This window comes from Rothia sp. CCM 9418, from assembly GCF_048512825.1.
Taxonomy (GTDB): Bacteria; Actinomycetota; Actinomycetes; order Actinomycetales; family Micrococcaceae; genus Rothia.
Genome location: NZ_JBLXXX010000001.1, coordinates 453,210 through 475,482, shown reverse-complemented (window position 1 = coordinate 475,482; position 22,273 = coordinate 453,210). Strand labels below are relative to the sequence as shown.

Annotated in this window: 26 protein-coding genes; 10 read left to right on the top strand and 16 right to left on the bottom strand. The window is 48.2% G+C overall.

All coding sequences use genetic code 11. The features are described from left to right. Window positions 1–40: 40 nt before the first annotated feature. Both ACN083_RS02270 and gabT read left to right on the top strand, forming a co-directional pair. Window positions 41–1,468, top strand: a complete 1,428-nt coding sequence (locus tag ACN083_RS02270) for a gamma-aminobutyraldehyde dehydrogenase (protein ID WP_419101205.1) — start codon at window positions 41–43, stop codon at window positions 1,466–1,468. A gap of 132 nt (window positions 1,469–1,600) precedes the next feature. Continuing rightward, a complete protein-coding gene (gene gabT, locus ACN083_RS02265; RefSeq protein ID WP_419101204.1) occupies window positions 1,601–2,941 on the top strand; it encodes a 4-aminobutyrate--2-oxoglutarate transaminase in 1,341 nt (446 codons plus the stop codon). Window positions 2,942–3,056: 115 nt separating this feature from the next. Here the strand turns inward: gabT and ACN083_RS02260 are convergent, their stop codons facing one another. Then, complete coding sequence (locus ACN083_RS02260) at window positions 3,057–4,337, bottom strand: sucrase ferredoxin (protein WP_419101203.1); 1,281 nt, start codon at window positions 4,335–4,337, stop codon at window positions 3,057–3,059. Window positions 4,338–4,398: 61 nt separating this feature from the next. Between ACN083_RS02260 and ACN083_RS02255 the strand changes: the two genes are divergently transcribed. From ACN083_RS02255 to ACN083_RS02245, 3 genes are all read left to right on the top strand, one after another. After that, complete coding sequence (locus ACN083_RS02255; RefSeq protein WP_419101202.1) at window positions 4,399–4,806, top strand: RNA-binding S4 domain-containing protein; 408 nt, start codon at window positions 4,399–4,401, stop codon at window positions 4,804–4,806. A 72-nt stretch (window positions 4,807–4,878) separates the two neighbouring features. Continuing rightward, the gene (locus ACN083_RS02250; protein WP_419101201.1) at window positions 4,879–5,409 is read left to right on the top strand and encodes an N-acetyltransferase family protein; all 531 of its coding nucleotides are present in this window, start codon (window positions 4,879–4,881) and stop codon (window positions 5,407–5,409) included. Between the two features lie 31 nt (window positions 5,410–5,440). After that, window positions 5,441–6,793 (top strand): MATE family efflux transporter, encoded by a 1,353-nt coding sequence (locus ACN083_RS02245; RefSeq protein WP_419101200.1) that lies wholly within the window; start codon window positions 5,441–5,443, stop codon window positions 6,791–6,793. Window positions 6,794–6,840: 47 nt separating this feature from the next. On the opposite strand, the gene ACN083_RS02240 is transcribed toward ACN083_RS02245, so the two are convergent. After that, a complete protein-coding gene (locus ACN083_RS02240) occupies window positions 6,841–7,890 on the bottom strand; it encodes a YeiH family protein (protein WP_419101199.1) in 1,050 nt (349 codons plus the stop codon). Window positions 7,891–7,957: 67 nt separating this feature from the next. Beyond that, entirely contained in the window at window positions 7,958–8,572 is a 615-nt protein-coding gene (gene pdxT, locus ACN083_RS02235; RefSeq protein ID WP_419101198.1) for a pyridoxal 5'-phosphate synthase glutaminase subunit PdxT, read from the bottom strand. A 215-nt stretch (window positions 8,573–8,787) separates the two neighbouring features. Between pdxT and ACN083_RS02230 the strand changes: the two genes are divergently transcribed. Both ACN083_RS02230 and ACN083_RS02225 read left to right on the top strand, forming a co-directional pair. Beyond that, complete coding sequence (locus ACN083_RS02230) at window positions 8,788–9,507, top strand: ABC transporter ATP-binding protein (RefSeq protein ID WP_419101197.1); 720 nt, start codon at window positions 8,788–8,790, stop codon at window positions 9,505–9,507. Next, a complete protein-coding gene (locus ACN083_RS02225; RefSeq protein WP_419101196.1) occupies window positions 9,507–10,238 on the top strand; it encodes an ABC transporter permease in 732 nt (243 codons plus the stop codon). The genes ACN083_RS02230 and ACN083_RS02225 overlap by 1 nt, the downstream gene beginning before the upstream one ends. 209 nt (window positions 10,239–10,447) lie before the next feature. Here the strand turns inward: ACN083_RS02225 and ACN083_RS02220 are convergent, their stop codons facing one another. Together ACN083_RS02220 and pdxS are read right to left on the bottom strand one after the other, a co-directional pair. Beyond that, complete coding sequence (locus ACN083_RS02220; RefSeq protein ID WP_419101195.1) at window positions 10,448–10,885, bottom strand: hypothetical protein; 438 nt, start codon at window positions 10,883–10,885, stop codon at window positions 10,448–10,450. A 251-nt stretch (window positions 10,886–11,136) separates the two neighbouring features. After that, window positions 11,137–12,042, bottom strand: coding sequence for a pyridoxal 5'-phosphate synthase lyase subunit PdxS (gene pdxS / locus ACN083_RS02215; RefSeq protein WP_419101194.1), 906 nt, complete (start codon window positions 12,040–12,042; stop codon window positions 11,137–11,139). Between the two features lie 89 nt (window positions 12,043–12,131). On the opposite strand from pdxS, the gene ACN083_RS02210 reads away from it, so the two are divergent. The 3 genes from ACN083_RS02210 to ACN083_RS02200 all read left to right on the top strand — a co-directional run bounded on the left by ACN083_RS02210 (window position 12,132) and on the right by ACN083_RS02200 (window position 14,814). Then, window positions 12,132–13,631 carry a PLP-dependent aminotransferase family protein gene (locus ACN083_RS02210; RefSeq protein WP_419101193.1) on the top strand — a complete coding sequence of 500 codons (1,500 nt, stop codon included), beginning with the start codon at window positions 12,132–12,134 and terminating at the stop codon, window positions 13,629–13,631. A 67-nt stretch (window positions 13,632–13,698) separates the two neighbouring features. Beyond that, window positions 13,699–14,292, top strand: coding sequence for a hypothetical protein (locus ACN083_RS02205; protein WP_419101192.1), 594 nt, complete (start codon window positions 13,699–13,701; stop codon window positions 14,290–14,292). A gap of 156 nt (window positions 14,293–14,448) precedes the next feature. Further along, window positions 14,449–14,814, top strand: coding sequence for a hypothetical protein (locus ACN083_RS02200; protein WP_419101191.1), 366 nt, complete (start codon window positions 14,449–14,451; stop codon window positions 14,812–14,814). Window positions 14,815–14,885: 71 nt separating this feature from the next. On the opposite strand, the gene ACN083_RS02195 is transcribed toward ACN083_RS02200, so the two are convergent. From ACN083_RS02195 to ACN083_RS02145, 11 genes are all read right to left on the bottom strand, one after another. Continuing rightward, entirely contained in the window at window positions 14,886–15,338 is a 453-nt protein-coding gene (locus ACN083_RS02195) for a hypothetical protein (protein ID WP_419101190.1), read from the bottom strand. A gap of 1 nt (window position 15,339) precedes the next feature. Further along, window positions 15,340–15,996 carry an Asp23/Gls24 family envelope stress response protein gene (locus ACN083_RS02190; RefSeq protein WP_419101189.1) on the bottom strand — a complete coding sequence of 219 codons (657 nt, stop codon included), beginning with the start codon at window positions 15,994–15,996 and terminating at the stop codon, window positions 15,340–15,342. Next, a complete protein-coding gene (locus ACN083_RS02185) occupies window positions 15,996–16,559 on the bottom strand; it encodes an RNA polymerase sigma factor (RefSeq protein ID WP_419101188.1) in 564 nt (187 codons plus the stop codon). Before ACN083_RS02185 ends, ACN083_RS02190 begins: the two co-directional genes overlap by 1 nt. 87 nt (window positions 16,560–16,646) lie before the next feature. Continuing rightward, the gene (locus tag ACN083_RS02180; protein ID WP_419101187.1) at window positions 16,647–17,270 is read right to left on the bottom strand and encodes a hypothetical protein; all 624 of its coding nucleotides are present in this window, start codon (window positions 17,268–17,270) and stop codon (window positions 16,647–16,649) included. Between the two features lie 2 nt (window positions 17,271–17,272). Beyond that, window positions 17,273–17,899 carry a hypothetical protein gene (locus tag ACN083_RS02175; protein ID WP_419101186.1) on the bottom strand — a complete coding sequence of 209 codons (627 nt, stop codon included), beginning with the start codon at window positions 17,897–17,899 and terminating at the stop codon, window positions 17,273–17,275. Continuing rightward, entirely contained in the window at window positions 17,896–18,255 is a 360-nt protein-coding gene (locus ACN083_RS02170; protein ID WP_419101185.1) for a hypothetical protein, read from the bottom strand. The genes ACN083_RS02175 and ACN083_RS02170 overlap by 4 nt, the downstream gene beginning before the upstream one ends. Window positions 18,256–18,295: 40 nt before the next feature. After that, entirely contained in the window at window positions 18,296–18,496 is a 201-nt protein-coding gene (locus ACN083_RS02165; RefSeq protein WP_419101184.1) for a hypothetical protein, read from the bottom strand. Beyond that, window positions 18,496–18,987, bottom strand: a complete 492-nt coding sequence (locus ACN083_RS02160) for an Asp23/Gls24 family envelope stress response protein (RefSeq protein ID WP_419101183.1) — start codon at window positions 18,985–18,987, stop codon at window positions 18,496–18,498. The genes ACN083_RS02165 and ACN083_RS02160 overlap by 1 nt, the downstream gene beginning before the upstream one ends. 187 nt (window positions 18,988–19,174) lie before the next feature. Then, window positions 19,175–21,436 (bottom strand): heavy metal translocating P-type ATPase, encoded by a 2,262-nt coding sequence (locus tag ACN083_RS02155; RefSeq protein WP_419101182.1) that lies wholly within the window; start codon window positions 21,434–21,436, stop codon window positions 19,175–19,177. Between the two features lie 92 nt (window positions 21,437–21,528). Continuing rightward, the gene (locus ACN083_RS02150; RefSeq protein WP_419101181.1) at window positions 21,529–21,744 is read right to left on the bottom strand and encodes a heavy-metal-associated domain-containing protein; all 216 of its coding nucleotides are present in this window, start codon (window positions 21,742–21,744) and stop codon (window positions 21,529–21,531) included. Between the two features lie 48 nt (window positions 21,745–21,792). Continuing rightward, window positions 21,793–22,128, bottom strand: a complete 336-nt coding sequence (locus ACN083_RS02145) for a metal-sensitive transcriptional regulator (protein WP_419101180.1) — start codon at window positions 22,126–22,128, stop codon at window positions 21,793–21,795. Window positions 22,129–22,273: the final 145 nt, after the last annotated feature.

Here is a 22,273-nt window from a genome sequence, read left to right as displayed (position 1 = left end):
TAATGCACGTCACCCCAAGACACAATGAAGGGTTCACCCCATGAAACGCCTACAACACTTCATTAACGGAGAATTTATCGACTCGCTTTCAGTCGAGACACTCGATATCGTTAACCCCGCAACCGAAGAAACCGTTGCACAATCACCTATTGCAACAGCAGAAGAGATCGAAGCCGCCATGAGTGCTGCTCGTGAAGCCTTCACTAGTTGGCGACGAACCACCCCATCACAACGACAAAAATACCTCCTTGAGCTGGCAACAGCCATGGAAGAAAACGCCGACAAACTGGTTGAAGCGCAACACCGCAATACCGGTCAGCCACGAGAAATCATCCGCAACGAAGAAGTTCTCGCCGGTGCAGACCAAATGCGCTTCTTTGCTGGTTGCGCACGCACCCTTGAAGGCAAAGCAGCCTACGAATACATGGCCGACCATACCTCCTATATTCGCCGTGAACCCGTAGGTGTTGTTGCCCAAGTCGCCCCATGGAACTACCCGCTCCTAATGGCCGTGTGGAAACTGGGACCAGCTTTGGCGGCCGGTAATACCGTTGTTCTTAAACCCTCGGACACTACCCCAGAATCCACTCTGGTGCTGGCCCAGCTCATTCAGAATATTTTCCCTGCCGGTGTGGTAAACGTACTCCTAGGAGACGCAAGTGTTGGGGCTCAGATGGTAGAACACCCCACCCCGTCCATGGTCTCTATTACCGGTTCAGTGCGTGCAGGCCAAGCAGTCGCCGCAAGCGCCGCAAAAGACCTCAAACGTGCACACCTTGAACTTGGTGGTAAAGCTCCCGCCATCGTTTTCGCTGATGCAGATTTACCTCGCGCGGCTCGTATGCTCACCGAATTCGGGTACTTTAATGCTGGTCAAGACTGCACTGCTATTACTCGTGTTCTTGTTGAAGAGTCTGTCTACGAACAATTCCGTGCACTGCTGGTGCAAGAAGCCGAAAAGATTACGACCGGAGACGCAGACGACTCAAAGAACTATTATGGCCCGCTCAATAACGTCAACCATTTCAAGACGGTTATGCAGAAGCTAGAGAACCTTCCTGAGCACGCGGTTGTTGATACAGGCGGTGTTCGTTGCACTGAACGCGGATACTTCATTGCGCCCACTGTGATTAGTAACGTCAAACAGCAAGACTCTATCGTCCAAGAAGAAACATTTGCGCCGGTTCTGACTGTGCAACCTTTCAGTGATGAGGCAGAAGCTCTAGAACTAGCTAATGACGTCTCGTATGCCTTGGCGTCTTCTGTGTGGACAAGCAACCACGGTGTTGCTATGCGCATGTCTCGCGACCTTGATTTTGGTGCTGTATGGATTAACACTCACGTCATGCTCACCGCAGAAATGCCACATGGAGGATACAAACTCTCTGGATACGGCAAAGATCTCTCCCTGTATTCAGTAGAAGAGTACACCCGCGTCAAACACGTGATGAGTGATATGAGCGTGTAATTCCTCTACGGCGGGAGTCTTTAGCTCCTGCTTGTGAAGTGACTGAACACAAAAGCTACCGAGAAGAGCCTCGAACGTTTCACGTGAAACGTCAACTCTTCTCGGTTGCTTCCTCTAAGAGAAAGTACATCAATGACAAACATAACCTACCGCCTGCCACAAGAAATCAAACTCAACGGCACCTTCCCCGGTGAACACTCACAACAACTAGCACAACGACGAGCAGACGCCGTACCCGCCGGAGTCGCCTCCACTGCGCCCATCTACGCACAAGACGCAGACGGCGGAGTAATCCTCGACGTCGACGGAAACTCCTTCGTAGACCTCGGCTCAGGCATCGCCGTAACCTCCGTAGGCGCAAGCGCCCCACGAGTGGTCAAAGCCATCCAAGAAGCCAGCGAACATTTCACCCACACCTGTTTTATGGTCACCCCCTACGAGGGATATATTGCGGTAGCAGAAAAACTCAACGAACTCACCCCCGGTAACTTCCCTAAACGATCCGTCCTCTTCAACTCCGGCGCAGAAGCCGTAGAAAACGCCGTAAAAATCGCGCGCGCAGCAACCGGACGTAACGCCATCATCGTTTTCGACCACGCATACCACGGGCGAACCAACCTCACCATGGCACTCACCGCAAAAGCCACCCCCTACAAAAAAGGCTTTGGCCCATTCGCACCAGAAATCTACCGTGTTCCCATGAGCTACCCCTACCGTGACGGTGAAGAACTCACCGGCACACAAGCGGCACAACGAGCTATCGACATCATCGAAAAACAAGTCGGAGCAGAATACATCGCCGCCGTGCTCATCGAACCCATTCAAGGTGAAGGCGGATTCATCGTCCCCGCAGAAGGATTTCTCTCTAACATCGCACAATGGGCAAAGAGCAAAGACATCGTCTTCATCGCCGACGAAGTACAAGCCGGATTCTGCCGTACCGGACGATGGTTCGCCAGCGAATATGAAGGCATCGAGCCAGACCTCATCACCACCGCAAAAGGCATTGCCGGTGGTATGCCATTATCAGCCGTTACCGGACGAGCTGAACTCTTCGAAAAAGTGCAACCAGGCGGACTCGGCGGCACCTATGGCGGAAACCCTGTCGCCTGCGCCTCAGCTCTCGCCACCATTGAAACCATGCAAGAATGGAACCTCAACGAACGCGCGTTACGTATTGAACAACTCATCCGCCAAAAACTTGAACCACTCGTCCCCGAACTGCCTATTCTTGGTCAAGTACGTGGACGCGGCGCCATGATGGCACTAGAGTTCGTTCTCGACACCAACTCACAAGAACCACACCCGCAAGCAGCACGAGATATCGCAAGCTACTGCCTAGAACGCGGAGTGCTTATCCTCACCTGCGGAACATACGGCAACGTTGTACGCTTATTACCTCCTCTAACCATCCCAGAAAATCTCCTTGAACAGGCATTAGATATTCTGGTTGAAGGTATCCGCTCAATCTAAAACATTCCTACACTCTAAAAGTGTTGTCCCCGTAGCATGCATGCTACGGGGACAACACTTTAACAAGAAAAACTACAATCTTCAGAACCACACCTGAAAACTTACCAGCAACTGACTAACGACGATGAGACGCCTTCTCCACCGAGAGAACCTTAAACGTTGAAAGCGGTTTTTCTCCTTTACCGCAAGACTCACGTGCCGGAGCAGTCTTCGTTTTAGCTGTGACAACAACCCACGAACGACCATCCTCATGGTGAACAATAGAGCACTGAACACCCTTATGCGCGGACGAAAAAACTTGAGAAGACCCAGTATCCTGCCCACCATGAAGCAACGCATACTTCTCACGACGGTACTGCTCTTTAACCTCACGATACCGCCGATTAAGCTCATTGAGCTCTACCAGCTCTTCAACACATGCCTGACCATAAGACAACTTTTTGCGTAGAACCTTCGCCCGCGCCTTCTGCTCACGCCACAGTCGACTCTTACGCAACCGCGCATACTTCTTCTTCAACTGCCGATACTCTCGAGACTTCTTAAGATTCTTCTTTTTCTTTGAGGACTTCTCACTTTTAACAGAAGAAAACGACAGCTGAGAAATAGTAGGCTCTTCTCCACTCTGAGCAAGATACTCACGAACAGCAACCTCTGCCACCTGATGAACCGCCGCAAGAGAAGAACAACCACGAATACCAGCCAACGACGGAACCTGATACTCCTCTAAAGACACCACCGCCATAAGAGCAGTAGCAGGAGTCAGCCGACCATACATATAACCAGCAGGCAACACCACACCGGTGGGAGCTAAACGATGCCCACCAATATGCGAACACTCCCAAACCGTCTCCGGAGGGCGAACCTGTTTGAGATACTGTGCAATAGGCCGTCCTGCTAACGCACAACACCGATCACGCTTACCATGAGTACACAAAAATATGAGACTATGAGGAACCTTCTTAACACCCTTAATCTTCTGTGGTGAGTGCAACGGAAGAGAGAGCATCTTCTCTAGATGAGGAACCTCAAAACGGTACGTGTGCTGCTTCCCCTGTGCACTATTAACAATAAAAATGCGGTGTGTTTGACGCTTCTGCTGAGATTGACTTCCACGTGAAGCCGGCTCCCTAATAAACAACAGCTTATATCCGCGAAGTTTTTTAACCTTACGCGCAATTCTTCGAGCAAGTGCAGAATGAACACTGCCACCTTTGAGGATATCTCGCCCCCACTGCCCTGGCACCTCAACACCAACCCATCCGCGGGTACGTGTAGCCGTCCCATAAGTTTCCCCCTCAACATTCTGAGAACAAGACTCTGGTGGAAGAACAGGGAAACGGATAGTAGAAAGAATCTCCTCATGCGAGCAGGGTGGGAGGGCGAGGGTGGTAGTCATATCTTCAGCTTAGCTGGGTATGCTAAGAGAGTCATATTTGTTTTGAGGAAAGGCACAGAAAATGAGTCAGGACAACCTCAGCTCATCTCATCAACATAATCCACCGGTTCGGGTTGATGTGTGGTTGTGGTCTGTGCGTATCTTTAAAACACGATCCTTAGCGCAGAGTGAATGTAAAGCAGGGCACGTACGTATCGACGATAGCGCTGTTAAACCCTCGCGAACAGTAAAACCGGGAGACGTGATACGTGTACGATACCCCGGATATGAGAAGGTCCTGAAAGTTATTCGTACCATTTCTCGTCGAGTAGGCGCACCTATTGCGGTGACCTGTTACGAGGACTTATCCGAACCATACCCATCATATTTATTGCGTGGCGGTGTTCCCCGCCGTGAACCTGGCGCGGGACGCCCAACAAAAGCTCAACGTCGTGAACTCAACAAACTTCGAGGATACGAAAAATCCTAAAATCTGATGCTCAACCTATAGAGAGGAAAAGCTCTCTTCCGTCGACTCACCCCTACCACTAGGATAGAGCGAGTGATACATGAAGAAACCCCAAACTACCGGTTAGCAAACCTCAACGACGCACCCATACTGCACACCTTCGCACAAAAGATGTTCCCTGACGCAACACCGTCCTACATCCCCCAAGAAGCAGTACAAACCTTCATCAACGAAAAACTCTCACAAAAAATCTTTGAAGAATACATCCGCTCAGAACACTACCAAGTAGGCATCCTCGAAAAGAACAAACAACCTGTCGGGTACACCGTCCTCTGCACCAACACCGCCGAAAACCCCGAAATCGTTGCAGAAGCAGCATGCTTAAGCAAGTTCTATCTAGACCCATCCGTACGCGGCAACGGAACAGCCCAAAAAATGATGGATGCCGTCTGCGAACAAGCACGACAAGCAGGATTCACAACACTATGGCTCGGCACCGCAAAACTCAACATACGTGCCAACAAATTCTACGAAAAATACGGTTTCCGTATCGTCGGAGAACGCAAATTCTACCTCACCAAAGACATCTACGGAGACGACGTCATACGCCGTCTCAACCTCTAAACACCTGCCCCACACAAGTAGAGTAAAGATTATGTCAGCTACCCGCCCTGCACCCTCCAACACCTTGCACCGACAAATCCTTCACTTAGCAATACCAGCCTTCGGCGCACTCGTCGCTGAACCGCTCTTCGTCATGGCTGACTCTGCCATGATCGGACACCTCGGCACCGACAAACTAGCAGGACTCACTCTCGGCTCGACCATCATCCAAACAGTCATAGGGCTAATGGTGTTCCTCTCATACTCCACAACACCAGCAGTTGCCCGAGCCTACGGAAAAAATAACCTCGCTCAAGCCTACGCTGCAGGACGAAACGCGCTCTGGGTCGCCCTCGGACTAGGGGCACTACTTGGCATCTTAGGGTGGGTTTTCTCTCAACAGCTCTTCACTGCATTAGGAGCAGACACCGCCACCACCATCAACGCCCAAGAATACTTACACCCCTCACTACTTGGACTGCCCGCCATGCTCGGTGTACTCGCAATCGTAGGGGTGCTACGAGGTTTACAAGACACAAAAACCCCGCTCTATGTTGCCACCGTCGGCGCGATTGTGAACATCGTCCTCGACTGGGTGATGATTTACCTTCTGGGGTGGGGACTTGCCGGCTCTGCTATTGCTACCGCCACCGTACAATGGGGCATGTTCGCTGTCCTCAGTGTGAGTCTGTGGCGGGGTATCACCCGATACGGTGTACAACTTTCACCCGAACTTTCGGGACTTCGCCACGTATTTGCTCTCGGCTCATGGCTCATGTTGCGCTCGCTTTCTATGCGAGTGGCGTTACTCGGCACGGTTATTGTTGCCACACATCAAGGGCAGACAGCTCTTGCAACCTATCAGCTCACCATGAGCTTTTTCAGCTTTCTTGCTTTTGCACTCGACTCTTTGGCTATCGCTGCACAGGCTCTTTTAGGTAAAGAACTGGGGGCGCAGAACCTCAACACGGCACAAGGAAAGAACGCTGTTCTTGATCTTAAAAATGCTTTAGTGCGGTGGAGTCTTTATTTTGGTGTAATTACAGGAATTTTCTGTGCACTCATCGGCTTTACTGGTAGCTGGATTTTTAGTTCTGACCCGCACGTTCAACACCTTTTTGCGTTGTCCTTATTAGTTGTGGGACTCACCCAACCATTAGCTGCATATGTTTTTGTTCTAGACGGGGTGCTGATGGGCGCAGAAGACATGCGTTATCTTGGTATTGCTTCACTTATTGTTTTAGGTGCTTACGTGCCGTCACTTCTACTCGTTGACGTCTTCACCCCGCTTATGGGGCAGAGTACGGCCTTTATCGCTCTATGGTTAGCGTATTCTACGGTTTTCATGGGTGCTCGTGCCGTGACTCTTGGCCGACGCGCTCGCACTGAGATATGGGTTCGGTAGGACTTGCTCCACATCGAATGCTCATAGAACCTAAGATGCTTGAAAACCTACATGACGACTAAGACCAAGACAAGGCTCACCACAGCCGCAACAACACTCGCAACAGCACCCAAAACAACAGCACTCAACCCCGTCGTCATAATCTTCCGAAGATGAACATTAGTGCCCATCGCACCCATCGCAACAGTAATCAACACCGTTGACAGAACCTCAGCACCCCTCAACACGCTGCTAAGAACACCATCAAACCCCATATAGGTCAACACCGAACGCAAAAATACTGCAACAAGAAAACCCACCACAAAAAGTGGCAACAACGGTGGCCGCTTCTGAGACGACACCCCACGACGAGCTTTCTCTTGCCCCTGCCGATACCCCACATAAGCAACCAAAGGAGCAAGAAGAACCACACGACCCAACTTCGTCACCGTAGCAGTTGCCACCACATCCGTACCGATAAACCCAGCACCCGCAACAACCTGACCCACCTCATGGATAGAAGTACCAATCCAAACCCCAGCCTGCTCCGACGAAAGACCAAACTGAACAGCTAACGCCGGAATAAGAAACATCAAAAATGTTCCAAACAGTGTTACACAAGCAATAGCAGTAGTCGCAGAAGACTCCACATCCTCTTCGGAATCATCTTTTTTCTCTAACACCGCAGACATACCAGCAACCGCAGAAGCACCACAAATAGCTGTACCCGTCGCAATAAGCATACGAGAATTATGGGCAACACCCATCAAACGTCCGCACCACAACGTCACCAGATACGTGCTCAGCACCGTGACCGCAATGATAAAAAGCACGCCCCAACCTAGCTCAAGAATGTCAGGAATTGCCAGACGCAACCCCAAGAGCACAACACCAACCCTCAAAAACGTTTTACTCGAATACGTCAAACCTGCTGAACAAGAATCGGGGATAAGACCCACATTCCGCATCAAAATGCCGAGAACAATCGCCAACAGGAGAACGCTAACAAGCTGAAACCCCGGAATAAACGTGATGAGATAAGCTCCCATCGTCAATGCGACAGCGTACAAAATACCGTATAAGCGGGACCTAAAAGTATGGAGCATAAAACTAAACATAACTCATCTTCAAGATACTGGTATGAACATGAAGCACACCAAGAGTTATGAGATAGAAAAAACGAGTTTAAGCGTCCACCATCTCAAGAAGTTCACGGTGAATCGTTGTGTCACCCGTAAGTTCAGGGTGAAAAGAAATACCCATAACATTGCCTTGCCGAACACCGACAACCTGCCCACCATGATGAGCTGTTACCTGAACATCTTGACCCACTCGACTCACTCGAGGAGCCCGAATAAAAGCCGCATGAACAGGGTGTAGCTGTTCATCTGCCCCACGCCAAAGAACCTCTGTCTCGGCAGAATCAACCTGCGAACCAAAAGCGTTACGATCTACAGAAATATCAAGAATATCGAGTGTTTGCTGACCCGGTGCAGGGTCGTCTACAGTGTGCGCTAACATGATGAGCCCAGCACAAGTACCTAACGTTGGTACACCTGAGATAATAGCTTCGCGTAAGGCATCCCGTACCCCAAAAATACGAGTAAGACGGTCAATGGTAGAAGACTCTCCACCGGGAAGAATCAACGCGTCTAACCCATGAAGGTGCTCAGCCTTTTTAACAAGAACTACCTGCGCGCCCAGAGATTCCAGCATCTGTGCGTGTTCTGCGACGCCACCTTGAAGGGCAAGAACACCAACAGTTTTACCGTTCCCAGAATTGTTAACAATAGTGGTCAATGTTTGTACCCTTCGTGTTTTTCTCGCGCAAACTTATACAGATAAAATCTGTGGCTAAACTAAGCATACTCGTTTTATTGATTCGTTCTGATAAGGAAATATGTCTCTACTGTTTATAAGAAATGTATTATCAAACTCATATAAGAGAGAATGACGTCTTAGAAAGACCTATATAGAAGAGAATATTCATTAAGCACTTCGAGAAAGCTGATACCTTGAAACCAATCATTGTTGCAGAAGGCTTAGTCAAAAAATTTCCCAAGAAAACAACACCGGCAATAGACAACGTAAACCTGACTATCAACCCAGCAGAAGTCATAGCAGTAGTAGGACATAACGGCGCAGGAAAATCAACCCTTTTTGACCTCGTCAGCGGTTTTACACACCCAACAGCAGGAACACTATCAACGAATATCAACCGTTCAGAGATAGGGTGGTGTCCTCAACGAGAAATCATCGATTGGTCTCTTACCGTGCGTCAAAACATTGCACTCGGTGTAGAGCTTCGACGTAGTGCCTTACAGAAATCACAGCGTGTTTCCATAGACGAAGTCGCTCACACCCTTGGGCTGAGCGATTATCTCGGAAAAACTGCAGAAACTCTGTCTGGGGGAGAGCTGCGACGAACTCAAATTGCACGTGCAATCGTCGGAAACCCCCAACTAATGATTCTTGATGAACCAACTACCGGTCTCGACCCTGAAGGTATAGAAACAGTTTTTAAATATCTTGATGAACGTAAAGAACACGGAACAACAGCATTAATAAGCACTCACGAAACATCACGATTCTCGAAACACTGCACCCGAGTAGTGGCTATCGACCACGGAAAAATAATCGCTGACTTACCCGTTGAAGACTATCTAAGCCTTTCCCCTAGAGAGACAGATGATTTATGGGATATCTACACACATATTAGGGAGACTGTTTTCTAATGCTACGCCCTCTAACCCTTATAAAATTTCATATCCTCTCCTTATGGAATTGGCGTACGTCCTATCTTGGCCGTTTTATAGAACCTGTTGCTTACTTAGTTTTCCTGTCTACAGGGCTTCGACCTTCGTTGGAAAATAAGGTCGATGTGTATAGCGAATTTGTGTTGGCAGGACTGGTATGTTTGCTGGCCTTTCGTTCTGCCACAGCAAGTATGAGTGATGTCGCTAATGACCGTAAGTGGGGAGTGCTGGCCTTATATATCCTTCAAGGCGGTTCGGTTATCGGGTATGTAGTAAGCATTGTGCTCTTTGGAGCATTGGTATTTATTGTTCAGTTTGCGCTCTTGTTTGCGTGTTCTCTGCTTATTTTCCCTGAGTCTGCACCAGATATGTGGAGGGTTTTAACCTTATTAGGTGTGGGTGTTCTTTTTGTTGCTGGATGGTGTGGCTTTGGTGCAGCCTTAGGTGGGAAAGTGGACTCGTACGCTACACGTGATTTTGTTGTTACTGTGACGTCACTTCCAGCAGTTTTTACTGCTCCCTTGTTTTACCCCATTCAGGGGAATTGGCTTGCTGTTCTTGCTGGTTTTAACCCTTTGACGTATCAAGTTGGTGTTTTGAGACAGATGAGTTCTTTGGGTATTTTATGTGCGGGGTTATGGGTCATTCTTGGTGTTATGACTGCAGTGATGCTTTTGCGTAAGACTGAGTATCTGAGCCGAGAACGCTAAATTTATGTATTTAACGTGGTAGTTGTGCGCACCCTTTCCCTAACTTTTGATACGTCCCGCTGGTCTCAGCATAAAACCGTGCGCAACTTTTTGTGCGCGGACAATACTCGGCGCAGAGCACCGATGTGTTGAGTAGATGGTACGGGTTCGGTCTGAGGTATTGGGTTGGTGGCGCCTACGCGCTGGTGCTGATTGCAAAACTATAATGTCTAGTTAAAGCTTCTAGAACTTAGGAACTGAATCTGCCAGCTTCCTGACTTTTTAGAGGACTCTACAGTAGCTTTTATACCCCCTGAGAGTGCAATCTTTTGGATTTCATGAATCTCATAAACTGATTTATCACAAGGTACAGTTTTTTCGATTTCTGAATCGATAGATACAGTCATCTCCTCTCCTTCACTGCATGCTATATAAGCAGTGAAAGGGCCTTTTCCGGAAGCGTCAGAAGCGACTAAAGAACTCTTCGGATTGTCCAGCGGAAAATTGCTGTAGAAAGTCCTGGTATAAGAACCATCCTTTTCAATTGGTGAAAACAGTTCAGGAACTTTTGTTCCAGCGCTGGACAGTGATGAAGATGAGGGAAATCCACAAGACGTAATAGCTAAAGAAAATAGCGTAAAAGTAGTCAGAAAATAAAATTTCTTCATATGTTCATCAATCCTTTATACGCTTACATTATTTTCTTTCTCGAATTCTTTAATATATCGTGCGACACTGCTTTTGGAAATATCTAGTTGATATGCGATAACTCGGACGGATAAGCCGGTAGCGCCTAGCTCTGCTACTTACTGTTTTAACCCTTCGACGTATCAAGTCGGTGTTTTAACGTGATAGTTGTGCACATCCTCGATGAGGAATACGCACAACTACCACAAGAATTTTTGTGTAATTACAATTCTTACCAGCCGCGCTCAGCTAAACGATGAGGTGCTGGAAGGTCCGCAACATTAATACCAACCATCGCTTCACCCAAACCACGAGAAGCCTCAGTGATAACAGCAGGGTCGTTATAGAACGCAGTGGCCTTAACGATGGCGCGTGCACGAGCAACAGGGTCACCAGACTTAAAAATGCCAGAACCAACAAAAACGCCATCTGCACCAAGCTGCATCATCATTGCAGCGTCAGCAGGGGTCGCCACACCACCAGCAGTAAAAAGAACCACCGGCAGCTTTCCTGTACGTGCCACTTCCACAACGATGTCGTACGGGGCAGCAAGCTCTTTAGCTTTCACATACAGGGCATCGGGAGAGGTTGCATATAGTGCTTGTAGCTCAGCAATCTGAGACTTAATAGTCCGAATATGTTTTGTTGCTTCAGAAACGTCACCTGTGCCAGCTTCGCCCTTAGAACGAATCATCGCCGCACCTTCAGCAATACGGCGAAGTGCTTCCCCCAAATTAGTTGCACCACACACAAAGGGAACAGTGAACTGTTGTTTATCAATATGATTCACATAATCAGCAGGAGAAAGAACCTCAGATTCATCAATGTAATCCACCTTGAGAGATTGAAGAACCTGCGCCTCAACAAAATGTCCAATGCGTGCTTTAGCCATCACAGGGATAGACACCGCGTTAATAATATCTTCAATCATGTCAGGGTCACTCATACGAGCAACGCCACCTTGAGCACGAATATCGGCAGGCACACGCTCCAGTGCCATCACCGCAACAGCACCAGCATCTTCTGCAATTTTTGCTTGTTCAGCGTTGACAACGTCCATAATGACGCCACCTTTGAGCATATCTGCTAATCCTCGTTTGACGAGGGGAGATCCATGAAGTTCAGTATTTTCAGTCATGGTCTCTACTGTGCCCTAAAACGCTGGTCTAAGATAGAGCCAAGAATCAACAAAAATTTTAGACCACTAGGTGGAACTACTACACTCTTATGCACACCTCAGCTTCCGTAGAACTACCCATCACCCTCAACCGCAACCTCACAACCTCGCTACCAAGCCAACTGGCAGAAAAAATACGCGAACTCATCCTCAATGGCACACTCATCGCATCAGACCCGCTACCCTCAACACGAACACTCGCTCAACGTCTCAACGTCTCCAGAGGAACAATCGTCTCCGCCTACGAACAACTCACCGCAGAAGGATACCTACACACCACACACACCGGAACAACCATCAACCCCCACCTACCTCACCCCCACAACAAACACCACACCAACACACCACAGCCCACCACACCAACACACCTTTCCACTAGTCACCTGAGAACACCTCAAAACACCATTATCGACCTACGCCCAGGCACCCCAGACACCTCCACACTCGCCAGCACACCATGGAGAGCAGCATGGAGAACCGCAGCAGCCAACGTCGGAACAACATACCCTGCCACAGGTTCTCCCACCCTCAAAAAAGAACTAGCCGAACACCTGCGAATCACCCGAAGCGTCATCACCCACCCCGAAGAGCTACTCATCACATCAGGAGCACGAGACGGATTTAGACTCATCCTCTCAACACTAAGAACCATCATCAAAGACCGACCACTACGTATCGCCGTTGAAAACCCAGGGTACCCCTCACTACAAAAAATTCCTGCCACCTTCGGACACACCATCATGCCGATACCCCTCGATACACAAGGACTCAACCCCCAACACCTACCTCCTCACACCCCACCAGATATCATCCTTCTTGCACCAAGCCACCAATACCCACTAGGCACCACCATGCCTATCACACGCAGACTCGAACTGCTCGAATGGGCACACAAAAACAAAGCCCTCATCGTCGAAGACGACTACGACTCCGAACTGCGTTACACAGGAGACCCCGTCCCCGCGCTCGCTTCACTCACTCGCTCACATCATCTAGCATCACACTATGATTGTGTCGTTACTCTCGGATCGTTCGCTAAAACCCTTTCCTCAGCCGTTGGGCTAGGCTACCTTCTCACTCCGCAACACCTACATGAGCCACTTAGCAGGCTCAGAACCCAGCTCGGCTCACCTGTCTCTGCCATTACTCAAGAAGCGATGACACTCCTCCTACAAAACGGTACGGTACGTCGCCATATCGCAAAGATGCGAAGAATTTACGCCACAAGACGTCGTCTTGTACAAAACTATTATGACCACAGCAAACTTTCTCAACAATGCACACTCCTACCCATGGACGGCGGGCTACATGCCATCCTCAAATTCACGTCGAGAGCGCACCTCAGCGCAGAAGAACAATACCTCAAAGAACAAAAGGTTGTAGCGCGAGCTAAAGAACAAGGAGTATCCGTCAGAAGTTTAGGAGAATACTGGTCGCATAATGGTATGCCGCGTCAAGACTACGGGCTGATCATCGGCTTCGGTGCAGTATCAGAACGGCACCTCGAACAAGCGATGACACTGCTAACCCGCATCATCTGCAATCCCTAAAAACAGACTCTGAGAATTATCAGTTCTCTACTCGCACGAAAATACTCTTTTCCGATAGCCTTATACCGTGATTCAAAACCGTACCCACTCAAAATCTTCAAACAACCAATCAAAGCAGAAAAAACAGTTGCTAAGCCAGTGGACTGCCGTCCACGCATCAATATACGTTGTATTCGGTCTCATCACGTTATTCATGGTGAACCCCAGTCTTGACGTACTTCGCTATACGATTTCACCATTTATGGTCATGTTGGCAGTTGTGCATAGCTACCTATACAAAACTTTATCTGCAACAGAAAAAGACAAGAGTCGGTTTCTCTTTGTCACCTCGTCCGTAGTGTTGTGCATAACTACGCTGATATATCTATTCTTTGCAAGGGAAGAAACTTCAGCCGGAGTTATCCTCGGAATAGGATGGTGTATTTCTGGTGCGGCGCAAACCATCTTTTCAAACAAGTTAAAGAACAACAACGCACTTGCTAAAGATTGGCGTTTTGAAGGAATCATGATGCTTGCAACAGGGCTGAGCTTCTGGGCTGTGAGCGGTATCGGCGATAGAGCCATGCTTGGAGTGTTCAGCTGTGGCGCAATCATTACCGGCGTGTTTCTAAGCACCGGTGTTATCACGTGGCACCGGCTCGGGAAACCTCTAGAAATATAGAACACCTACAAAACGACGTCTCTTACCTCATCCAAGTTCCCAGTAGCTTGAAGTTTTCTTTGGGGAAATACACACGACAAGCTGAAAGATTAACATTCTCTGCATGCTCGCCGGTTAACGAGTAGACTGGATGAGACACATCAGGAGGAAAGTTTAGTGGTACAACAGCGCCCTAGAGGTTTCAAAGAGCAGGTGACAGGGCCACTCGTCATCGCCTCAATTCTAGCCGTCGTTGCGTTTTGGGGAACCTTCATCACTGCAACAGGTGGAACAAATAACCGCCCACAATATGTTTTAGCGTTTACGGTTGCTGGTGCAGTTTTTATCGTTACCATCGTTGTTTGTGCAACATTAATTCTTGTTGAAAAACCGAACTCTCCTGAACTAGGGCAAGGTACCGGAATCAACCGTTCGTCAGCAAAACTTTACGCCGAAGCCCGTGCCCGACGTGAAGCCCAAGCACGCGCAGAAAAAGCACAACAGAAAACCTCTCAAGAGGAGAAAAACCCTCAAGAACGCTAAAGACGTTATGGCGATAAAACTTAAAATAAATATGCTGGGGACGAGGGAAAACTCGTCACCAGCATATTCTTTTAGCTATTGACAACGTCTATATGAAGAACCACTGGCTCTTCCACAATACGACGGACAACCTGCGCTACAGTCCGTACAGTATCTGGAACATTCGCACTCGAGGTTGTTCCTAAACGAAGAACAATATTTAGTTGGGGAGTCTGCACCGCACTCTGTGAAGAACGAGAACGATCAGAGTCAATACCTTTTTTCTGCTCAGATGAGGCAGACCCGTTAAGGGTTTCTCGAACCGTTGAACCCACCGTAGAGTTAACCGCGCTCATCGCCCGCAAAATACGTGTAGCACCAGCATAATGAGGGTAGATTTTCTCTACACCCTCTACCGCTAATACTTCCTTGCGTATCCGAGAAATATCAATTGATAATTCAGAACCTTGGTATTCTTCTTGCGTGTTATTTTGGGAATCAGAATCGTGGGAGGAATGTGGCTCAACATGAATGATTTGTGGCATATCACGCACCTTTCCGGTATTCGAAGGCAGCTTCGTCGCGGAGCATCCCCCAAGCACCAGTTTTCTTCTGACGTGTGTGTTGCGTTTGAGCAGCATCAAAAATATCTTGAATCGTCACGTTCACCATCTGAACGTTCAGCTCACTAATACGCTCAATTTCTTTGAGAATCAGTGTCCGTAACTCTTCAGCAGCGTTGTCAATAACTGTGCCAAAACGAATAGATGCAGTGACATTAACCGTAATGGGGGAATCGATAACAGTCACATCACCATCAAGATGGCATTTACCAATAACGACATCCTCTAACTCATCAGCAGCTGAACGGATAGCTGAGATAACTGAACCTTCCGTCTGCGTTAGACGGTCAAACTCGTTATCTGAGCGTAGGGGGATAGAACGTCCAGCTTTAGTTTCGAGAGCAATATTATTCAAGAGCGTATCAATCCAGCTCGTATCCTTATTTTGCTCTTTAAGGTCATGCTCAGAGAGCTCAGCGGTGAGTGTGCCGAGCTTACGTAGCGCCTTGACCCGTTGTGTACATACAGGACATTGATCAATATGTTCTGTTGTTTTTCTATGGGCTACCGTTTCATTATTTTCGTGTTCATCATCCAACCAGTCACTTAAGACGCTGAGAGGGATTCTACAATCAGACATTATTTCCAGCCCTCCAATCCATCAAGCAGTGCGATTCTTGCTCGAGCAAGTTTTCCTCGAACACTAGATTCGCTAATCATCAATGTCTGTGCAATTTCTTTATATGAGGCTCCACCAAGTTCCCTCATCACCCATATCTGCCGTTGCTGAACGGGTAATGTTTTGAGCACTTCGGAGAGCGCACCCATCTGTGAACCCGTAATAGCACTTTGCTCAGGAGTAGCTCCTGCAGCGACGGGTTCGGGTGAATTATCAATGTCGGCGTTGAGCTTACGCGCTCTAATAAGATCGATTCCTTTACGGTTGACAAGCATCATGAGCCAGCTTTTAACACGTTCAGGGTTCTCGACCGTATCCATTTTCTTCCACGCCTGAATAAAGGTTTCTTGGAGAACATCGTCTGCGTCAGCGGTGCTTCCTGTTAACCGAATAGCGTAGGCCCTCATGGAAGGAGCATGTCTACGTAATAGAGCTTGAAATGCGTCTGAATCGCCGTTTGCAGATCTTTCGCACAATAATGCGTCAGATAGTCCTGCTACTCTATCGGGGGTGAGTAATGCCATGTGTTTTCCTTCCCGGTCTCACAAAAACACAAGGCAGAACCAACAACATTAATAACTCGTGTGGTTCTGCCTTATGTGTTCTAAGGGTTAGTTTACCCGTTGTGTGTCCTTGGACATCATGGCGCGAATCCCGCCGGTCAAATAGACCGTTACAGGAATTTCTTGTCCTGTAAGGGCATCTAAACCAGCAACAGTCTTATCAACTGTTTCCCGTAGTGAGAGAGGGTTTGCGCCCTGTCGAACTTCAACCTTGACAAATAATCCAGAGGTTTTCTTGGGGAGTTTAAGTGCCGTAACACTTGTACTTAGAACGTCAGGGTTTTGCTCAAAAGACTCTTTGACAGCGTCTTTAGCGAAACTAGCAGCAAGTTCTGTGCGTCCCTGAGAGCCCTGCGACTTTACCGAGTGCTGACTAGAAGCTACAGAATGAGCGCGGTTACCATGCTGAGCAAAAATCCAACGTACCAGAAGGAAAACGGTGATAACCGCTAGAACAACAACTCCGACTGTTACCCAGCTAAAACCCCAAGGAGTCGCAGCTGCCGCAAACACATCGCGTGCTGGCTGTTCTACCTGATCAACAGCATCATTCCAGTACTGTGCCAAAGGCTCAGAGACTTTCAATGCGATAAGCCCTGCACCTAAAGCAAGGAATACTAAGCCGAAGAGGGTCAGTAAGATTCTATTGAGTGCGCGAGGTGCGTTACCCATCTTTATGCCACCAGCCCTTCTCCAGCAACAGTGACCGAAGCGCGCATTGTCGGTACAAAACCGTATGCGTCCAAGGTTTTTTGTGCAAAATCAGTGATTTCTTGAGTCGGTACAACCGAACCAGATGTCGGAACAATCTCTACAACAGCCTTAGCGTGGTAGATACTTGTGGTGACCTGCTCCTGATTGAAACCGAATTGACGGCGTACTGCCTCGCTCATTGCCGCAGCGATGACTTTATCATCTGCAACAAAAGCGACTCTCTGGCGAGATCCTAAAGAATGCTTTGCCAAAGTCCCAGGTGACAACGCTTTTTGAACAGCGAAGATACCGAGGATGACGAGAACAGCACCCGTTAGGTAGAGTGCCCAGTCAGGTATGCCTGAAGGTAGCTGAGCTACACCATCAAACATCTGTTCACCGCTGAGCAAAAGAGCCTTCTGCCCTGCCATACTCAAAACTAGTTCAATACCAGCCCAAAGAATGACGGCGAGCAATAAGACCGCGAAGAAAATGGAGACGCCAGCACGTGAAGAGTGCGTTTCGCGACGAACCATATATTTAACAAACGGCCCTGGAGCGCGACGAGCGGTGGGGTATTCTTCGACATATTCTTGATGACGACTCATTGAACACGCACCTGCTTTCCGTACTCGGTAATACCTGAAATGCTGACATTTACTGCGCCAATCTCACGACCAGTAATCTCACTGGCCTGTGCGATAACTAGCGCACGAGCGCGCTCCACCAAATCAAAGACCGTGCCACCCATTTCTTGAAGAAAGTCAGGTGAAGTGGGAATCTCGTCGAGACGTGGAGCACGAAGCGGTATAGAAATGTTCACGCCGAGCTTACCTGAGTGATCGGTGAGCGTCGTCTTAATATCAGACGACGCCACACCGAACGCCTCAGAAGCAACAGCAGTGCACACGGTAACCAGAGCCTTGCGGGCAACAATCGTGTTTCCGCGACTACTTGAATTCATTGCTTGTACTTTCGTGGACTATTCACCGAAGTGACATGGATTAGTTGGAGGAAGAACCCTTTTTATTTACGAGAGACTTCCATGCTTCATCAAGGTTCAAAGAACCGTTTTCGAGCATTGCCCCGAGGAATCCACCTGCTGCAAGGAAAATTACAGCGAGGAGGAATCCGCCAAATCCATGATCAAGTGCTGCATATGCAAGCACTGCGGCTACTAATAATCCGATTAGAGTCTTACTCACTACTTAACACGGCTTTCAGTTTTGGTTTCTTCTTCTACTTCTTCTTCGTCATCTTCAGAAGCAACATGAACATCGAGAATTTCGATGTTTACTTCAGTTACCTCAAGACCAGCGAGGTCTTCAATTGCCTTGATGACGGAGTTACGTGCGTCTTCAGCAACCTTGTAGAGGGGGTAAGGGTACTCAACAACGAGAGAGAGATCCACAGCAGCCTGAGTCTGTCCAACCTCTACAGAAACACCCTGCTTGAGGTTTTCTTCCTGACCAGCGAAGGAACGAATAGCGCCCAATGCGCGAGCTGCGCCGCCACCAAGTGCGTAAACGCCTTCTACGTCGCGAAGAGCGAGGCCAGCAATCTTAGCGATAACTGCGTCATTGACGTGGGTGGTACCCTGACCGCTATCTGCGCCAATGTTCTTTGCAGGACCAGAGGAAGCTGAAGTGCTCTTGGACTCTACATCTGCAGGGGTTACCTTAGTGTTCTGTGCCATGATTCTTTCTCCTTGCGAGTTTATTGTCATAATGGCTAAAAAAATTTTAGATAACGGCACCCCAAGAGATATTGGTCGAAGCGCCTGAGGTGCCGTCACTAATAAGACGAAATGACAAGAGAAAATGTCACGGTATTTTCTTAAAAATGTTCAGTGGACTTATGTTTTTGCTGATTTACTAGCTGTTTTACTTTGAAGAATTTTCTTGGAAACGCATCAACCTCAAAGAATTAAGAACCACAATCACCGAGCTAGAAGCCATCGCAGCGCCAGCAATCATCGGGTTCAACAATCCCAAAGCAGCCACAGGAATAGCAATAAAGTTATACCCAAACGCCCACACAAGATTAGACATAATTAGCCTCAACGTTGCTCGCGAAAGCTCAATTGCTGTCACGATAGAACGTACATCGCTACGCATCACCGTCATATCAGATGCTTCCATGGCAATATCTGTTCCAGAACCCATCGCAATACCAAGATGGGACTGTGCCAAAGCAGCCGCATCATTGACACCATCACCCACCATGGCAACACGTACCCCACCTTCTTGAAGGCGTTTAACAGTCTCTACCTTTTGAGATGGTGATACCCCAGCAAAAACATCCTCATCTGCAATACCCACTTGACGTGCGATAGATTCTGCAACAGACTGAGCGTCACCGGTTAGTAACACTGGGCGTAGTCCCTGCTTCTTTAATGTGGCAATAGCCGTTATTGCATCATCTTTTGGCGTATCTTGAAGCGCGATGAGAGCAACTGGGGTAGCGTCAACAGCAACCATGACCACTGTTAAGCCCCGTTCTTGCTCCTGCCGTAATAAGAGGGCATCTTTCTCACTCAACTGCACCGAATGCTCCTCAAGGAAAGAACGCTGCCCAACCATCACAGTGTGCTTTTGCTCCGAAGACCGTATACATGCTTGCACACCGCCACCTGCGGTCATCGTAAAATCTTCTATAACTGGCTCAACCACAGAACTATAATCAGCGTTTACACGACGGATAATTCCCTGAGCAATAGGATGCTCTGAACGTTTTTCAACACACGCAGCATAGGTAAGAGCCTGCTCAACAGTAAGACGCGAGGAACTACCGCTCAACGGCAATGTATGAACAACGTTAAACTTTCCTGCAGTAACTGTTCCTGTCTTGTCGAAAATAATTGCACCAATATCGCGAGTATCTTCTAGCACTTGTGCAGAACGAATTAGAATACCTAGCTGATAAGCACGCGTGGTTCCCGCAAGAAGCGCAGTAGGAGTTGCAAGACCCAAGGCACAAGGGCATGCAATCACCAAAACAGATACTGAGGCAATGAAAGCGCTATTGACGTCCTGAGAGAACACCCACCACGCAAGGAATGTCAGCACCGCAATCATAAGAACTACCGGAACAAAAACCGCAGAAATCCTATCTGCTAGACGCGCAATAGGTGCTTTAGTTGCCTGAGCCTCAGAGACAAGAGCACCTATCTGAGCTAAAGTCGTCTCTTCCCCCACGCGAGTGGCCCTGACCGTCAAAGCACCAGAAAGATTGACCGTAGCACCTGTGACGGTATCTCCCACTCCAACCTCAACCGGAGCAGATTCACCGGTCACGAGAGACATATCAACAGATGATTTACCCTCAATCACCTCACCGTCAGTAGCAATTTTCTCTCCAGGTAAGACCATAAACTCATCATCTGGCATAACATCTTGAGCTGGAATCTTGACCTCTTGACCATGACGAAGAATACGAGCTTCTTTAGCGCCCAGCTCAAGAAGTTGATGAAGAGCGCGAGAAGAACGTTGCTGAATACGCTGTTCGATGTAACGTCCTATCAAGAGGAAAAAAGCAACCATCGTTGAAGAATCAAAATAAAGTTGATGGCTATGCGCAGAATGAGCATGCACAGCTGCTGTCATTGCAGGGTCGATCAGCAACTGAGCTAAAGAAAAGAAATAACTCGAAAGAACACCTAGCGAAATGAGAGTGTCCATCGTGAACATACCGTGTCTCAGGTTGGTCCATGCTGCACGATGGAAAGGAATCGCTGACCAAAACACCACTACACTCGCAAGGAGTGCAACCGCCCAACCCCAATGCGGAAACTGAACAGAAGAAAACATCGATATAAAGAACACCGGAACAGCAAATACTGCTGTAACCCAGATTCTTTGTTTGAGAGAATCTAACTCTGTATGCTCAGGAGAAGAAGACGCTCCTTGGCTCATCGTTGGTTCTTTAAGTTGTGCCGTATACCCAGCTTTCTCAATCGTGCGAATTAGTTCTTCAGCTTCTACACCTTCTGGAACAAGTACTCGAGCGGAAGACAACGGCAAATTAACGGAAGGGTCCACTCCGTCAATTTTGCGCAATTTGCGCTCTACCCGCCCAACGCAGGAAGCGCAGGTCATGCCTCCAATATGAAGATTGATAACGCGTTGGTTTTGTTGCTCGTTCACAGTTATTTTCCTAGAGGTTAAGAAGGGGTATAAAAAGCAGAGGGCACCTCAGTTCTATGAGAGCTATGAGGTGCCCTCAAGGTCAGTGAGGACTAATCCACTAGGGTGAAGCCGGCTTCTGCGATGGCTTCACGAATCTTATCTTTGCTTAACTCTTCTTCGTGCGAGATCGTGACGGTGGATTCTCCATCCTTCACAACGTCCACGTTGACCTCTTGCACTTCAGAAAGCTCTTTGAGCTCTTCTTCTACGCTCATTGCGCAGTGGTTGCAGGTAAGTCCAGTTGCTTTGACAATAGTTTCTGCCATGATATTTCTCCATATTCTTAGGTTTTATGATGTGCAAGGAAAGTTTGTTTAGGAGCGTAAAAGCCGTGAAATTGCGGCACTAGCTTCAGAAACTTTATGCTCGACGATGCGGTGGTCTCCTGTGCGCTGAGATTCTTCTGCCGCGTGAACAACACAATGTCCGATATGTTCTTCGAGCAAGCCGATAGAAACAGCATGTAGTGCCTTATTAGCTGCTGATATTTGCGTCAAAATATCAATGCAATATTGGTCTTCTTCTACCATGCGTGAGATGCCGCGAATCTGCCCCTCAATGCGACGTAACCTTTTGAGATACGCTTCTTTTTTAGAGGTGTATCCGTGAGGCGGTGAGGTGTCTGTATGGACTTCTTCTTGGTGGCACATATCGCAGTTCCCTCCGTAGTGTTTGGTGTTCTATGGTGAAACACTCACCTCTAAGATATACCCCCTAGGGGTATAAAACAAGAGGTGAAGAAGGTATTTATTTCTGCAAAAAACCACGAAAGACGCTTCTACCCTCCCCAGAAAA

Excerpts from the sequence above, each read along its gene's own strand:
- ACN083_RS02270 (WP_419101205.1), top strand. The coding sequence starts at position 41 with ATGAAACGCCTACAACACTTCATTAACGGAGAATTTATCGACTCGCTT.
- gabT (WP_419101204.1), top strand. The coding sequence starts at position 1,601 with ATGACAAACATAACCTACCGCCTGCCACAAGAAATCAAACTCAACGGC.
- ACN083_RS02260 (WP_419101203.1), bottom strand. The coding sequence starts at position 4,337 with ATGACTACCACCCTCGCCCTCCCACCCTGCTCGCATGAGGAGATTCTT.
- ACN083_RS02255 (WP_419101202.1), top strand. The coding sequence starts at position 4,399 with ATGAGTCAGGACAACCTCAGCTCATCTCATCAACATAATCCACCGGTT.
- ACN083_RS02245 (WP_419101200.1), top strand. The coding sequence starts at position 5,441 with ATGTCAGCTACCCGCCCTGCACCCTCCAACACCTTGCACCGACAAATC.
- ACN083_RS02240 (WP_419101199.1), bottom strand. The coding sequence starts at position 7,890 with ATGTTTAGTTTTATGCTCCATACTTTTAGGTCCCGCTTATACGGTATT.
- ACN083_RS02225 (WP_419101196.1), top strand. The coding sequence starts at position 9,507 with ATGCTACGCCCTCTAACCCTTATAAAATTTCATATCCTCTCCTTATGG.
- ACN083_RS02220 (WP_419101195.1), bottom strand. The coding sequence starts at position 10,885 with ATGAAGAAATTTTATTTTCTGACTACTTTTACGCTATTTTCTTTAGCT.
- pdxS (WP_419101194.1), bottom strand. The coding sequence starts at position 12,042 with ATGACTGAAAATACTGAACTTCATGGATCTCCCCTCGTCAAACGAGGA.
- ACN083_RS02210 (WP_419101193.1), top strand. The coding sequence starts at position 12,132 with ATGCACACCTCAGCTTCCGTAGAACTACCCATCACCCTCAACCGCAAC.
- ACN083_RS02195 (WP_419101190.1), bottom strand. The coding sequence starts at position 15,338 with ATGCCACAAATCATTCATGTTGAGCCACATTCCTCCCACGATTCTGAT.
- ACN083_RS02190 (WP_419101189.1), bottom strand. The coding sequence starts at position 15,996 with ATGTCTGATTGTAGAATCCCTCTCAGCGTCTTAAGTGACTGGTTGGAT.
- ACN083_RS02185 (WP_419101188.1), bottom strand. The coding sequence starts at position 16,559 with ATGGCATTACTCACCCCCGATAGAGTAGCAGGACTATCTGACGCATTA.
- ACN083_RS02180 (WP_419101187.1), bottom strand. The coding sequence starts at position 17,270 with ATGGGTAACGCACCTCGCGCACTCAATAGAATCTTACTGACCCTCTTC.
- ACN083_RS02175 (WP_419101186.1), bottom strand. The coding sequence starts at position 17,899 with ATGAGTCGTCATCAAGAATATGTCGAAGAATACCCCACCGCTCGTCGC.
- ACN083_RS02170 (WP_419101185.1), bottom strand. The coding sequence starts at position 18,255 with ATGAATTCAAGTAGTCGCGGAAACACGATTGTTGCCCGCAAGGCTCTG.
- ACN083_RS02160 (WP_419101183.1), bottom strand. The coding sequence starts at position 18,987 with ATGGCACAGAACACTAAGGTAACCCCTGCAGATGTAGAGTCCAAGAGC.
- ACN083_RS02150 (WP_419101181.1), bottom strand. The coding sequence starts at position 21,744 with ATGGCAGAAACTATTGTCAAAGCAACTGGACTTACCTGCAACCACTGC.
- ACN083_RS02145 (WP_419101180.1), bottom strand. The coding sequence starts at position 22,128 with ATGTGCCACCAAGAAGAAGTCCATACAGACACCTCACCGCCTCACGGA.